The organism is Aureibaculum sp. 2308TA14-22 (assembly GCF_040538665.1).
In the GTDB taxonomy this organism is placed as follows: Bacteria; Bacteroidota; Bacteroidia; order Flavobacteriales; family Flavobacteriaceae; genus Aureibaculum.
The window spans coordinates 270,501-286,891 of record NZ_JBEWXT010000001.1 but is presented as its reverse complement, the minus strand read 5'-3'; the positions used below and the strand labels follow the sequence as shown (position 1 = coordinate 286,891).

At 35.4% G+C, this 16,391-nt stretch carries 10 protein-coding genes; all 10 read right to left on the bottom strand.

All coding sequences use genetic code 11. The features are described from left to right. Position 1: 1 nt before the first annotated feature. The gene (gene ilvD, locus U5A88_RS01235) at positions 2–1,675 is read right to left on the bottom strand and encodes a dihydroxy-acid dehydratase (RefSeq protein WP_354203222.1); all 1,674 of its coding nucleotides are present in this window, start codon (positions 1,673–1,675) and stop codon (positions 2–4) included. 357 nt (positions 1,676–2,032) lie between these two features. Next, positions 2,033–4,414 (bottom strand): penicillin acylase family protein, encoded by a 2,382-nt coding sequence (locus U5A88_RS01230; protein ID WP_354203221.1) that lies wholly within the window; start codon positions 4,412–4,414, stop codon positions 2,033–2,035. Positions 4,415–4,584: 170 nt separating this feature from the next. After that, positions 4,585–6,354 carry a cytochrome c oxidase subunit I gene (locus U5A88_RS01225; RefSeq protein WP_354203220.1) on the bottom strand — a complete coding sequence of 590 codons (1,770 nt, stop codon included), beginning with the start codon at positions 6,352–6,354 and terminating at the stop codon, positions 4,585–4,587. A gap of 23 nt (positions 6,355–6,377) precedes the next feature. Next, complete coding sequence (locus U5A88_RS01220) at positions 6,378–7,424, bottom strand: cytochrome c oxidase subunit II (RefSeq protein ID WP_354203219.1); 1,047 nt, start codon at positions 7,422–7,424, stop codon at positions 6,378–6,380. Positions 7,425–7,442: 18 nt separating this feature from the next. Further along, positions 7,443–8,804 (bottom strand): quinol:cytochrome C oxidoreductase, encoded by a 1,362-nt coding sequence (locus tag U5A88_RS01215; RefSeq protein ID WP_354203218.1) that lies wholly within the window; start codon positions 8,802–8,804, stop codon positions 7,443–7,445. Between the two features lie 27 nt (positions 8,805–8,831). Beyond that, complete coding sequence (locus U5A88_RS01210; RefSeq protein ID WP_354203217.1) at positions 8,832–9,428, bottom strand: c-type cytochrome; 597 nt, start codon at positions 9,426–9,428, stop codon at positions 8,832–8,834. 6 nt (positions 9,429–9,434) lie between these two features. Continuing rightward, the gene (locus U5A88_RS01205; RefSeq protein ID WP_354203216.1) at positions 9,435–9,959 is read right to left on the bottom strand and encodes a DUF3341 domain-containing protein; all 525 of its coding nucleotides are present in this window, start codon (positions 9,957–9,959) and stop codon (positions 9,435–9,437) included. 2 nt (positions 9,960–9,961) lie between these two features. Continuing rightward, positions 9,962–11,707: an NrfD/PsrC family molybdoenzyme membrane anchor subunit gene (nrfD, locus tag U5A88_RS01200; RefSeq protein WP_354208103.1), complete on the bottom strand. Its 1,746-nt coding sequence runs from the start codon at positions 11,705–11,707 to the stop codon at positions 9,962–9,964. Positions 11,708–11,729: 22 nt separating this feature from the next. After that, entirely contained in the window at positions 11,730–14,825 is a 3,096-nt protein-coding gene (locus U5A88_RS01195; RefSeq protein WP_354203215.1) for a TAT-variant-translocated molybdopterin oxidoreductase, read from the bottom strand. Between the two features lie 55 nt (positions 14,826–14,880). Further along, positions 14,881–16,377 carry a c-type cytochrome gene (locus U5A88_RS01190; protein ID WP_354203214.1) on the bottom strand — a complete coding sequence of 499 codons (1,497 nt, stop codon included), beginning with the start codon at positions 16,375–16,377 and terminating at the stop codon, positions 14,881–14,883. Between the last annotated feature and the right edge of the window lie 14 nt (positions 16,378–16,391).

Here is a 16,391-nt window from a genome sequence, read left to right as displayed (position 1 = left end):
ATTAGAACTCGTCTGTTACACATCCTTTAGATGCAGACGAAACCGTTTTTGCATATTTGTATAATACTCCTTTATTAAATTTTAAATCGGGTTGTTTCCAATTGGCTTTTCGTTGTTTAAGTTCCTCTTCAGATACATTTACTGAAATGTTATTGGTTTCTGCATCAATAATTATTTCATCACCATTTTCAACCAAAGCAATTGTACCTCCATCTTGTGCCTCGGGCGTAATGTGCCCAACCACAAAACCGTGCGTGCCACCAGAAAAACGGCCATCTGTAATCAATGCCACATCTTTGCCCAAACCAGCACCCATAATGGCTGAGGTGGGTTTTAGCATTTCCGGCATTCCAGGACCACCTTTGGGTCCTTGGTATCTAATGACTACCACATCACCCTTTTGAACTAGCCCGTCTCTGATGCCATCATTAGCATCAAACTCACTTTCAAAAACTCTAGCTGTCCCTTGAAAACGTAAACCTTCTTTACCTGTAATTTTTGCTACACTACCCTCTTTGGCCAAATTGCCAAACATGATTCGTAAATGTCCAGTAGCTTTAATTGGATTCTCTAACGGCTTTACCACATCTTGATTTTCAGCCAAATCAGGAACATCCAATAAATTTTCTGCTAGGGTTTTACCTGTTACGGTTAAACAATCTCCATGTAATAAGCCTTTTACCAACAAATATTTTAATACAGCTGGGATACCACCAACGCGATGCACATCTTCCATTAAATATTTACCACTTGGTTTTAAATCTGCCAAAAATGGTGTTGTATCACTTATATGTTGAAAATCTGCTAATGTGAATTCGATATTTGCAGCTCTGGCAATAGCCAAAAAGTGCAATACCGCATTGGTCGAACCTCCAAGAATTGTGACTAATCTCACTGCATTTTCCAACGATTTTCTAGTAACTATATCCGATGGTTTTATATCTTTTTCCAGTAAAATCCGTATGGCTTTTCCAGCAGCGATACTTTCCTCCTCTTTATCTTTGCTAATAGCAGGGTTTGAAGAATTGTACGGCAATGCCATTCCCAATGCTTCAATAGCTGAAGCCATTGTATTTGCAGTGTACATTCCACCACAAGCACCTGCTCCAGGAATTGCTTTTTGTATGATGGCTCTGTATTCCGTTTCTTGCATTGTCCCAGCAACTTTTTCGCCCCAAGCTTCAAAAGCAGAAACAATGTCCAATTTTCTATCATTATGACAACCAGAAGCTATTGTACCGCCATATACTAAAATAGAAGGTCTGTTTAATCGTAACATTGCCATTAACGCTCCAGGCATATTTTTATCGCAACCTACCACTGTTACCATACCGTCATATGCCATTGCTTGAACAACGGTTTCCATAGAATCAGCAATCACATCACGTGAAGGTAAAGAAAAACGCATCCCAGGCGTACCCATAGAAATACCATCACTTACACCAATGGTATTAAAAATCAGCCCAACTACATCAGCTTCTTTAGTCCCTTCTTTAACCAGTTTAGCCAAATCGTTCAGGTGCATATTACAAGGATTTCCCTCATACCCTGTACTTGCAATACCAACTAAAGGCTTGTTAAAATCTTCATCCGTTAACCCTACTGCATGTAACATGGCTTGTGCCGCTGGCTGTGTATCATCTTGGGTTACAACTCTACTGTATTTATTTATCATAAAACGTTATTATCAATTTGGGTAGTACTCAAATTTTATTATGAACGTACGAAAATAGTTTTTACATGAACTCTTTTATTACTTTATACTATCTCTGCATTAAATTCAATTTACCAATTCACACATTATTTACTGATTTTCAGAATTTTAAATAAAAAAATAAATTATATTCAATTCAAAAAAAAACCTCCCTAAAATTAGGAAGGTTCTTATATTTTGAAAAAATATTACATTCCTAGTCACTGCGATTTAATAATCACAATACTAAGAATACTATTATTTGTTAAATTTCTTGTTTTCATTTCTGCGACAAATGTTATTAAATTATTTTTAAATTCCTAACATTAGAGTAAAAAATTATTCTTCAGGCACAAACACCAACTTCCTCCCAAACCCTTTAATCACTTTCTCATTCATCAGCATCGATACGAACTCGCCATTATTAAATTTTTCAGCTTGGTCTTTATAATGTTTACTCAATACATTACCAGATTGCCCAGTAGGCAAAATACTCATACTATTTTCTATATCAGAAAAGTCAATTACCCTACGGGTAGAAGGACCAGAAGTTACTTGGTAATAACCTGTGCTATCCAATTTAAAACCCAAATTATTAATTACTTCAGATCCTCCGTTAATTTCAAAAGGGCCAACATTAAAATACTTTCGCAAGGCAGCAACTTCGCCCATTGGGTGTTTGTGTTCTAAGGTATGAACTTTGTTCCATGTCCATTGATCAACAGATTTTCCTAGTTGATTTTCTAAAAATACAACAGTATTTTTAATGGATTTTGTAATAATATCTTGTTTGGTTTCTACTCTATTCTTTGTATCAATATCATCCCACCAAATGGAACTGTCTTTAGCCATTTGTACAGCATTGATCTCTTTTTGTAAACGGTTATTGAGAAATAAATCAAAACTCTGCCCCATTTCATCTTTAAAGGTATTGACCAAAAACTCATAGATAAAGCGATTGTAAATGGTTGGAGCTACAATTTCTAAGTTGTAGTTGCCATCCCAGTTTTGAAGAGTTTGGATTGCCTTTTTCTCCACATCATTAAAATCATCCGCCTTAACACTACTTAATGCATTTTCTACGATTGTTGGTGTTACCGCACTTGTAACATCATTAATCATTACCATTATATCTTCTTTGGTAAAATCGTTTTTGGCTTCCAACAATTGTACGATTCGTTTTGCTCTGTCTTCTGGCAAATAATAGCCAGGGTATAACATTCCAGCAATAGAATCGGGTTGATTATTGGCTGAATACACATAATTACCTTTCGGGTTTATGGCTTGTGGATTTTGCGAAAAATCTAAATATTCTATTTTTTCATCGGTTCCACTTGCTCCGTTTAGTATGGTTTTAGAGTTAACACTATCATTTAATTTATACAACTTTGCGGCAGCAAACCATGCAATATTATCATCAGTATCGCCATACATGATGTTTAAACCTGGTGCGTGAATTAATGCTGTTGCATCCTTAAAATTATGCAATGATGTTGCATGTGACATGCCATACGAGGCTTCTAACATTTTATTCGGCAATTGTGTGTAGACCCAACTCATGGCTATAGGGCGTTCATCGACAATATGCTCAATAATACCATTCATTATCGGGCCGTGTTTGCTGACTTTGATTTGATATTTGACAGGTTTTGAATCTTTAACTTTAATTTCTTTGTCTACCATTTTATAGGTTTCATATCCATTAGGAGTTTTGTATTCGTTTTCATTTTGTGGATTGTTTTCTTCAAAATAGAAATCAACATCATCATTTTCAAACATAGTTACTCCAAAGGCATACTGCCTATTGTGAGCCAACAAGGGAAATGGTGTTAATGCTAAATTATAACCATACATTTCATAATTAGGCGTTTTTATATGCGACTGATACCAAACCGATGGTTGCCCGAAACCAATGTGCGGATCATTAGCTAAAATTACTTTTCCATTTTTGGTTTTTTCTGGTCCAATTACCCATGCATTACTTCCTATAAAAGGTGAAATAGGTAAATTGTCATAGATTTCATTAACTGCTTGTGCTAATCCTTTTTCTAAAATAGGATTAACCTCATTTTTAATTAGAGTACTGTTCTCAGTAATGGAGATATTTAATTCTTTCAAATATTCATCACCTAATTTTTCTTTAATTTCCGTTAACAAAGGATCCGTTCTGTGAGCAATCGCAAAACTAAAAGCCATATAACCAAATACATTGTAAACATCGTTCAAGGTATATTCTTCCTTATCTAAACCCAATAGGTAAAACTCTATAGGTTTTGGTCCGTTTTTTATATATTGATTAATACCATCTAAATACGCCATAGTCTGTTTATATGCCTCTGAATTTTTATCTAACTCAGCAATGGTTTTCACAGATGCTTCTTCAATACCCAAGCTTGAAAAGAGCTTGTCGGTTCTAACTAATTCTTCTCCAAAAAGTTCCGATAGCCGCCCTGCAGCTAAACGTCTTATTACCTCCATTTGCCAGAGTCTGTCTTGGGCATGTACATAACCAAAAGCCCTACGAGCATCCAATTCATTTTGAGCGTAAATATGTGGTATTCCGTAATCGTCATAAAAAACTTCAACCTTATCCTTTAGAGAAGTTAACTTTAGTTCGCCATTGTAAGTTGGTTTTAGACTTTGTACAAAAAAGTAGGCTCCTATCGCAATTATTACAAGTAGAATTAATAAGTATTTAAGAAGTTTTTTGAGAATTTGCATTTAAGTTGGATGTTTTCTCAAATATAAGGAAAAAGAAGTGTTCAGTTGGCAGTAGCAGTTGGCAGTATTACAGAAAAAACCTCCCAAATAAAATTTGGGAGGTTTTTCTATTTTTTTTCGCTATAAATAGCCCCTTTCCTTCGGAGAGGGGTTGAGGTGAGGCTTTTCTGCTAAAACTCCTCTTCTCCATCACGTATTGGAACCGTTTGTAAGGTAAAATCTTGTCCGTCCCATAGTTCTCCATTTTCATCTAGCTTACTATAATCATAAGGCCAACGGTGCACTGCTGGAATTTCTCCAGGCCAGTTACCATGAATATGCTCAACTTGAGTAGTCCACTCTAAAGTAGTGGCTCTCCAAGGATTTTTAGGTGCTCTTTTTCCTTTATAAATACTAAAGAAGAAGTTTGCCAAAAATATAATTTGAGCCAACCCGCCAATGATGGCAAAAATGGTCATTACTTTATTAATGTGCAACAAATCATCAAAAATTGGGAATGCTGTATTGTTATAGTAACGTCTTGGTAATCCTGCCAACCCTACAAAATGCATTGGAAAGAAAACACCGTATGCAGAAATTGCCGTTATCCAAAAATGAAGATACCCTAAATCTTTATTCATCATTCTACCGTACATTTTCGGAAACCAATGATATACACCAGCGAACATCCCAAAAATAGCAGAAACACCCATTACCAAGTGGAAGTGAGCTACTACAAAATAAGTATCATGGACATTAATATCAATAGCACTATCTCCCAAAATCAATCCTGTTAAACCACCTGTAATAAAGGTAGAAACAAAACCAATAGAATATAACATGGCAGGGTTCATCTGTAGATTACCTTTCCATATCGTGGTTGTCCAGTTAAATGCTTTTACCGCTGATGGTATTGCTATTAATAATGTTGTAAATGTAAATACAGAACCTAAGAAAGGATTCATACCTGTAACGAACATGTGGTGACCCCAAACTATGGTTGATAAAAACGCAATGGCAATAATTGAAATAATCATCGCTCTATATCCAAATATTGGTTTTCGAGAATTTGTTGCCAATACTTCAGAAACAATACCCATTGCAGGTAAAATAACTATATATACTTCCGGGTGGCCTAAAAACCAAAATAAGTGTTCAAAGAGTACTGGTGAACCTCCTTTATAGTGTAATACTTCACCTGCTATATAAATGTCTGATAAAAAGAATGAAGTTCCAAAACTTCTATCCATAATTAACAACAAAGCTGCGGACAATAATACTGGGAAAGAAACTACACCTATAATAGCGGTAACAAAAAATGCCCAAATGGTTAATGGTAACCTTGTCATTTTCATTCCGATTGTTCTTAAATTTAATACCGTAACAATGTAATTTAAGGCTCCCATTAATGATGAAGCAATAAAAATTGCCATAGATACTAACCATAAGGTCATACCTAAACCAGAACCAGAAATGGCTTGAGGCAAGGCACTTAATGGTGGATAGATTGTCCATCCAGCATTGGCTGGTCCAGTTTCAACAAATAATGAAATTACCATAATTACACTGGATATAAAGAACAACCAATACGATAACATATTTAAGAATGGAGATGCCATATCTCTTGCACCAATCTGAAACGGAATTAATAAGTTACTGAATGTACCACTTAAGGCCGCCGTTAATACAAAAAATACCATGATGGTACCATGTATGGTAACTAAAGACAGGTACATATCTGGCGTCATAACACCACCTTCGCCAGCTCTACCTAAAAATGCTTCTATAATACTAAAAGATTGTTCAGGATAAGCTAATTGCAAACGAAATAACATAGACATAAACACGCCTATACAACCCATAACAATACCTGTAATAAGGTATTGCTTAGAAATCATTTTATGATCTTGACTAAAGATGTACTTTGTTACAAAAGTTTCTTTATGATGATGATCTGACATATTATAAAATATTTATTTTTTTATTATTTAGTATTCAGTTGAGCAAAAGTTTTTTGAGTTGCTAACCATTTATTAAAGTCAGCTTCTTCGTCAACTACAACCTTTAATTGCATATTGTAATGTGAAGAACCACATATTTTATTACATAAAATTAGATAATCAAATTCTACGGCTTCCTCTCCTTTCTCTTCTCTAAGTTTATTAATGGCATCAAACTTTGCCTTAGTGTCTTCATTTAAACGCATTTCAGCAGTAGTAATCGTTGGCGTAAAAGCAATTTCAGTTACCATGCCAGGAACGGCGTTCATTTGTGCCCTAAAATGAGGCATATATACCGAATGTAATACATCTTGAGAACGAATCTTAAAAATTACTTTTCTTCCTTTTGGAATATGAAGTTCTTTGACAAATTTACCTTCATTAACTACTAAAGGAATATCATCGGCAGCATTTTTATCGGTCATGTCAACACCCATAGTATTTGTTCCTTCTATAAAACGAACATTGGCAGCACCTAGCTGATTGTCTTGTCCAGCGTATCGTGCATCCCAAGAAAATTGCTTTCCGTAAAGTTCGATAAATATCGGATTTTCTGCGTCTGAAGAATCCATTACATTATTCCATGTCCAAATACCGTAAATTATAAATCCAGCAAGAACAATAGCAGGTATTACGGTCCAAATCGTTTCTAATTTATGGCTATCAGCAAAGAAAAAGGCTTTTCTATTATTAATACCTCTATATTTAAATGAAAAATAGAATAATATTAATTGCATTATAAACTGTACCACCAAAATCAATCCCATTGTCCATTTAAACAATACATCTATATGGTATCCTTCTTCAGAAGCCGACTGCTCAGGTAATAAGACTATTCTACCTTGAACCAAAGTATAGATCATTAATCCGTAAATAAAGGCCATAAGACCAAGCATTAACCATCCGTTAATGTTATTTTCTTTTTCTGTAGCGGTTTGATTATCAACTTTTGTTAAACCTAATAATTTTACAAATTGCCAACAAGCAACAATTAAAACTACAAAAATGATAATATAAAATAATGCCTTCATCTGTTACGATTGATATTTTTAATAATGGAAAACTTCACTTTCTTTAATAAACGGATTCTCTTTCGGATGCAACGGTGCTTTTGTAAGCGAATTGAACACTACAAAAATAAATAAGCCTGTAAAGAACAATAATGCTCCTATTTCAGGGATACCAAAATGCCAATGACTACCTACGGTACCAGGATTAACCATTACAAATACATCTAAATAATGGCCTGCTAAAATTATGATTCCGGCCAGAACTACAAACCAAGGAATTCTCTTATAGTCGCTGTTCATCAATACCAAGATTGGGAATGCAAAATTCATAATTACCATTCCGATAAATAGTGGTTGATACTCACCGATTAACCTCGGATAAAAATACGTTGCCTCTTCAGGAATGTTAGCATACCACTGTAGCATAAATTGAGCATACCAAAGGTATGTCCAGAAAATACTAAAGGCAAACATGTATTTAGCTAGATCATGAACATGGCTATCATTAACCTGAGGCAAATGACCTCTAGATCTTAAATAAATAGTAACCAATGCTATTACGGTTATAGCCGAAACAAACATACTAGCAAAAACATAGAATGAATATAATTGACTAAACCAGTGATGGTCAATTGACATTAACCAGTCAAAAGCCATAAACAATTCTGAGACTAAAAAGACAACCAAAAAGACAACAGACAAGTTAAAACTCTTGTTAAAATATTTAATATCTCCTGTTTCATTTAGCATTCTAGAGCTTTTTAGGATAAAATGCCTAAACCCAACCCAAATTAAAACATAAATAACTGCTCGAATTAAAAACCATGGTACATTTAACCACCATTCTTTGGTTTCCATAGCAAAATCATAGTTTTCTGCAGAAGGATCTGAAGTTACAAACATCCATGCAAACATATGATTCCAATGCATTGCAGACATCACTAAAAATGCCAAAACAATTAAAGAGCCAATGCCTATATAACCTGTTACTCCTTCCATAACCCTAAACAACACTGGTGACCAACCTGCACTTGCCGCTCTTTGAATGGCATAATATACCAATGCACAAACACTGATTAATAAAAAGAATATCATAGGCACATAAATAGCTGTCCAAGGTCTGTTTTTAGCTTGGTCTAAAACATGTTCATAATGTGCATTCTCATCACCATGGGCGTTATCATTGCCGTGTTCTGCATCTTTCGCTCCTTCGATGGCATGAGTATCTGCGGTTGTATGTTCATCTGCTGATACTCCATGAGAATCATCAGCGTTGTGCAACATTTCTTTTACGTCGTCAACCGTTTTTGGACCTGTTAAAAAGCCATACCCTATACCTAATGCACCAATAATCATTAGTGCAAATGTGAAGGTTTTTAATCTACTTGAAACTGTGTACATATCTTTTTAATTCTTGCTAAATCAATATTATTTTAACAAATCATTTCTTAATTTCTGAACATATGCGGTAACTTGCCAACGTTCTAAATCATTTAATTGAGACGAATGCGATCCCATTATACCTCTACCATACATAATTACATGGTAAGTACTACCTTCTGTAATTACTCTGTCTTTATAATTAGGAACCCCAAGAAATTTCTCGTTTTGAACCAAAACACCTTGACCATCGCCTGTGTTACCATGGCAAGAAGCACAATAAATACCATATAAATACTTACCTTGATCCATATTCTTTTGGGATATTTTGGCAATAGAATCCGTTGGTGCTTTTTCCCATAACGGTGAACGTACAGAATCTCTAGCGTAAGCATATCCAACTTCTGAATTTGGAACATCATAAGTGGTTTTCCCTCTAGCAATAGTACCTTCTACAGGTAGTTGAGCAGAAATTCCATCTTTAAAAACTGGATTGGTAGAATACGTTTCGTAAGGTACGGCATCGTACATATCGGTATCACCCATGTATTGCACTTCTCTAGTTCTTTGGCTATCACCAGCACAAGATACCATCAGTACTACTAATGCTACTATTGAAGTATATTTGATAAAACTTTTCATCATTATTATTTAATGTTTTTCTTTCACTGAAATTTCTTCAGCACCTGTTTTTTCTAATAAGGCAATCACTGCATCTTCGTTATCGTTAACCGCAACTTCCATAAGGAACTTATCATCCGTTGTTCTAGGGTCAGGATTGTCCGCTGTTTGAAACGGCCATATTTTACTTCGCATATAAAAGGTAATTACCATTAAGTGGGCTGCAAAAAATACAGTCATTTCAAACATTACCGGCACAAATGCAGGCATGTTTTCTAAAAAACTAAAACTAGGTTTACCACCAATGTTTTGTGGCCAATCTGCTATCATAATATAGTTTAAAAACCAAATTGCAAAAGCCAAACCAGTTATCCCATATAAAAAAGCAGTTATAGCCATACGTGTTGGTGGTATGCCCATTGCTTTCTCTAAACCGTGAACCGGAAAAGGAGTATATACCTCTTCAATATGATGGTGTGCAGCTCTTACCTCTTTTACGGCATTTAAAAGCACATCATCATCATCGTACAATGCATGTATTACTTTAGAACTCATAATTACGATTTAAGTTTATTAGCTTGTCCTGCCCAATCATCTCTTTGTGCCCTACCTGGGAAAGAACCTGTGATCGAATCTAACAAGTCATATTCTTTATTTGTCATTTTACCAACTTGTGCAAACGTATAAATGCCTATTTGGTTTAATGTTTTTTCCATTACTGGACCAACACCACTTATTTTTTTAAGATTGTCAGCTTTTTGTGTTGCAGCGTCAAATGTCCCGATACTTTCTAATAAAGCGTTTGTCTTAGATTGTTTATCATCATCCGAAGTTTTTTCAATCTTAATTTCTTCTTTGACAATCTTTTCTTTAATTATAATTGGTTCTTTATTAACCTTAGCTTTAACAGCACTTGGATTGTCTCTTTCTCTTTTGTAATTATTACCCGATGATTTTAATATGGATTTTACTTCAGCTTGAGCAATCACGGGGAATGTCCTTGCATAAAGTAAAAATAAAACAAAGAAAAATCCTAACGTACCGATAAAGATCCCTATATCAACAAATGTAGGTGAGAACTGTGTCCATGACGATGGTAAATGCCCTCTACTTAAGTTGATAACAATAATATCAAAACGCTCAAACCACATACCAATATTGATAAAAATGGCAATGATAAATGTCCAGATATAATTAGTTCTTATTTTCTTAAACCAGAATAATTGAGGAATTATTGAGTTACAGATAATCAACGACCAAAACGCCCACCAATACGGTCCTGTTGCAGCACCTACTGATAAATATACAAAGTCTTCATAGCTACTACCTGTGTACCATCCTACAAACAATTCAGATAGATAGGCAACGGTTACAATACCGCCAGTAACTAAAATTACCTTGTTCATGTTTTCTATGTGAACTCTAGTAATATAATCTTCAAGATTACAAACTTTACGCATGATCAATAATAAGGTCTGTACCATTGCAAAACCTGAGAATACCGCACCTGCAACAAAATAAGGTGGATACACCGTACTGTGCCACCCTGGTATTACTGATGTGGCAAAGTCAAACGATACAATAGTATGTACTGAAAGTACTAATGGTGTTGCTAAACCAGCTAATACTAAAGAAACTTCTTCAAAACGTTGCCAATCTTTAGCTTTTCCACTCCATCCAAAACTAACTAAACTGTAAATTTTCTTTTGGAAAGGTTTAGTAGCTCTATCTCTAATCATGGCAAAATCAGGCAATAAACCTGTCCACCAAAATACTAATGATACTGATAAATATGTTGAAATTGCGAATACATCCCATAATAATGGTGAGTTAAAGTTTACCCATAACGAACCTAATGGATTGGGAACTGGTAAGGTATAGAAACCGTTCCAGATTCTACCCATATGTATTAACGGAAACAAACCTGCTTGAAAAACCGCAAAGATGGTCATAGCTTCCGCAGAACGGTTAATACCCATTCTCCATTTTTGACGGAAAAGTAATAATACCGCTGAGATTAATGTACCAGCGTGACCGATACCTACCCACCAAACAAAGTTGGTAATATCCCAAGCCCAGTTAATTCTATTGTTTAGACCCCAAACACCAATACCTGTACCAATGGTATAAGCAATAGCACCAACTCCCCAAAGAAAGGCTACTAGTGCAATGATAAAAGCAATCCACCAACTTTTATTGGCTTTACCTTCAATTGGAGCGGCTACGTCTAGTGTAATATCATGGTAAGTCTTATCTCCCGTGATAATTGGCTCTCTAATAGGTGCTTCGTAATGACCCATAATTATATTGTATTCTTAATTATTATTATGATTCGTTTGTATTTCTAACATCTAATTGATAGAACACATTAGGCTGTGTACCTACAAAATCCAATAAATGGAAAGTTCTATCATCTTCTTTAATATGTGCTACTTTACTTTCTTTATCGTTTACATCACCAAATACCATAGCACCAGTACTACATGCATTTGAACAAGCCGTAGAGAATTCACCATCTTTAACTGGTCTTCCTTCTTTCTTCGCTTTTAATATAGTTGCTTGCGTCATTTGAATACACATAGAGCATTTTTCCATAACCCCTCTAGAACGTACAACCACATCTGGGTTTAATACCATTCTACCTAGATCACTGTTCATATTGTAATCAAACTCATTATTATCAAAATATTTAAACCAGTTGAATCTACGTACTCTGTACGGACAGTTATTTGCACAATAACGTGTACCGATACAACGGTTATATGCCATTTGGTTTTGACCTTGACGACCGTGTGATGTTGCAGCAACTGGACAAACTGTTTCACAAGGAGCGTGATTACAGTGCTGACACATTACAGGTTGAAAAGTAACATCAGGATTATCAGAAGGATGCGTTTGGGCGTTAAAATATTTACCCGTACCAAAAATACCTTCTTCTTTACCTCTTTCCTCGGTCATATCTGAAGAGTAATATCTGTCAATACGCAACCAGTGCATATCTCTACTTTTTCTGATTTCGTCTTTACCAACAACAGGTACATTATTCTCTGCGTGACAAGCTACAACACATGCTGCACAACCCGTACACGTTGCTAAATCTATAGATAAGTTAAATTTAGTCCCTATATCATCCTTGAAGTCTTCCCATAAATCCACTTTTTCTAAATCAACATTTTGATGGTCTAATTGAACATGTGGTTTAGGATTCCAATCGTGTTTTGGTTTATTTATAAAATCATCTAAGGTAGTTTCTCTGGTAATTTCATCCCTACCCATTAATGTATGTTGCAATTGAATACAAGCAAACTCATGTTCTCCAGCAACTTTCTCGATTGTTACTGTCTGATGATTTGAAAAATTTTGATATAAAGGATAAGCGTTAACACCTACTTGCATATTCTCTTGAACTGCATTTGATTTTCTACCATAACCCAATGCTAAACCGATACTACCTGGTGCCTGACCTGGTTGAATATAAACTGGTACATTTTCTAAGGTTACACCATTTACTGTGATGTTTGCTAAATCACCATTTAGGGCTCCATTAGAAACCGTTCTGTTAGTAATCCCTTTTGCTTCAGCATCAACTCTTGACATTGTAATATAATTGTCCCAAGATGTTCTTGTAATAGGATCTGGCAATTCTTGTAACCAAGGATTGTTTGCCATTTGCCCATCACCTAAGCTTGTTTTAGTATATAAGTCCAATTCTAAATCAGCTGGTTTTATGGTTGCCGACAATGCGGACAATGCTGCTTGAACAGACAATATTTCCGGTTGTACTTGACTTGGAATTTCCTCATCAAAAGTAACTGTTTCAACTTCATCTGCTACTACACCTAGATGACGAACACCATCATGTAATGTGTTATTCCATGAAAGCCCTTTTAAAACATTAGACTTCCAATACGATTTTAAATAATCGTGATAAGATTGGCTACTGCCATTCCATTTTAATAAGGTATCTTGGAATTGACGTGTATTGAATAAAGGTCTTATAGTTGGTTGCATTAACCCTAAATGTCCTTTTTTAATCCTAACATCACCCCACGACTCTAAATAATGAGGAGTAGCTCCTACATACTGAGCGACAGAAGCCGTTTCATCGTCACTCATTGAGAAAGCAATTGACAATTTGACTTTTTTTAGTGCTTCAATAAATTCAGCACCATTAGCCAATGTGTAAGCTGGGTTGGTCATATACGTAACTAATCCACCAACTTTACCCGCATTCATATCCGCAATTAATTGAGATACTTTGGCATCGCTACCACTTCTAACATATTTAGGTGCAGCCGTATTTACAGCTTCGCTACCAATACTTTTATTAATGGCCAATGCCAATAATTGAGCGTTTTTATCTTGTATTCCGGTTACTACTACTGCATTTTTACCTACAGCCTGTAATTGTTTTATTGTTTGTTTTAATCCGTCATCAACAGAAGTGGATTTTGCTGAACCACCACCCACTAAGGCATTATAAATATTTAATAATACTTGTTTTTGTTCAGATGGCTTAACCATATAACGCTTATCAGCATTACCCCCTGTTAAGGACAAATTAGACTCAAACTGCACATGGCGAGACATTTTTCCTTTCTTAGTAGGAATTCTACTTTTTGAATAACCTACTTCAAAACCACCACCTTGCCAATCTCCTAAAAAGTCGGCACCAATACTTACAATTACTTCCGCTTTTGAAAAATCGTAATCTGGTAACGCCCTTTCTCCGTATAAAGTTTCAAATGCATCTAATGCAGCTGATTCAGAAACAGCATCGTAAACGACATGTTGTGTATTCGCATATGATGCTTTAAAATCTTCAATTAATTTATTAGTAGTTGGGCTAGCAGTAGTACCTGTTAAAAACACAATGGTTTCATTATTGGCCTTCAACTCGTTTAACTTAGCCATGGTTTCCTTATCAAAGGTACTCCAATTTACAGGCTCACCGTTGGCTCTAGGATTTTGTAAACGATTGTTATCATATAAAGACAATACGGATGCTTGTACTCTTGCATTTGTGGCACCTAGTTCTCCTGCTAATTTGTTTGGTTCAATTTTTATAGGACGGCCTTCACGAACTTTAACCAAAACATTGGCAAAATCTTGTCCGTTTGCTATAGATGTTGCGTAATAATCGGCTATACCAGGAGTGACTTCGTCTGGTTTTACCAAATAAGGAACAGATTTAACTACTGGTCCTTCACACGCTGCTAAAGAAGCTGCTGCAGTTGTAAAGCCTACATATTTTAAAAAGTCTCGTCTAGAAGTTGATGAAGTTTCCAATGTTTTCTTATCTCCAAGAAACGCATCTGTTGGTAAATCTTCAACAAATTCTGATGTTTTTAGCTTTTCAACAATAGAGCTATTTTCGTTAAGCTCTTCAACACCTCTCCAGTATTTCTTGTTTGACGCCATTCTTTATATTGATTATTTCTTATTATTATTTGTTATTAGTATTGAGTATCAATTACTAATAGTGACATTTACCGCACTCCATACCTCCCAGTTGTGCTACAGTTACTTTTTCAACACCATACTTCTTTGATAGTTCTTCGTGGATTTTAGCATAGTACTCATTATCCTCAACTTTTACTTCGGTTTCTCTATGACAATTGATACACCAACCCATTGTTAATGGAGAGAATTGCTCTAATTCTTCCATTTCCTCTACTGGACCATGACATTTTTGACAAGCTACACCACCAACAGTTACGTGTTGTGAGTGATTGAAATATGCAAAATCAGGTAAGTTATGAATACGTACCCATTCAATCGGTTTTTGTTCGTAACCTGCTATGTATTGGTTCTCTTCTTTATCCCAACCCACAGCATCATATATTTTTTGGATTTCCGCATCGTAAAATTCTTTATCGAATTCAGCGGTAACTGGTCCGTTATATTCTGAAATTCCTTTATGGCAATTCATACATACATTAACCGATGGAATACCTGAGGTTTTACTGTGTTTTGCCGAAGAGTGACAATACTGACAATCTATCTTATTATCACCTGCATGTATTTTATGTGAGAATGCAATAGGTTGTACAGGTTTATACCCTTGATCTACACCAATACTCATCATACCCCAATAGGCAAAATAACCAACCGTTAACAATAATGCGATGGTAGTTACTAATTTTACAAATTCATTTTTACTCACAAAGTAAACCCATACTACGGCAATTGCTAAAACCAATAATACCAAATAGGTTGCCCACGGAATTGGTGCTGTTTCAGCAACTGAACTAACTTCAGTAGCATCTTTTGGGCCTTCTAAAATAGAAGAATGCTTTGTGTATAACAATATAGCATCAATGTCGGCATCACTTAACTGTGGAAAAGCTGTCATTGGTGAACCATTATACTCTTCAAAAATAGCAATAGCATCCGCGTCACCGCTTGCCCTTAATGCAGCATTGTCTTTTATCCAAGCATTTAGCCATTCGTCAGTTCGTTTATCTTGAATATTCGCTAAACCAGGTCCAATTAATTTGCCCTCTAACTTGTGACAAGCGGCACAATTGGCATTAAATATTTTTTTACCTTTAACTACCTCCAATGAGTCAATACCTAAAGAAGCTGCGGTTACTACACCTGAATCACCAGTATCTGCTTTTTCAACCGGTTTATCATCTGTATATGCTAAAATATCTATAATATCTTGATCCGAAAATTGCGGATAAGCAATCATTGGCAATTTATTATACTCCTCATAAATTGCAATGGCATCCTCATCTCCACTAGCTCTTAACGCTTCATTATCCCTAATCCAAGCAATTAACCAATCTTGTTCTCTCTTTTCGGAAATACCTTTTAGCGGTGGCCCGATTAATTTACCTTCTAATTTATGGCAAGCGGCACAATTGGAATTAAATAATTTTTTACCATTATCAATATCGGCCTCTTGAGCAAATAACTGTGACGTAAAAAGTAAAATAAAAGCAAGACTAGAAATAAGTAATCTCAAGGTTTTACGGTGTT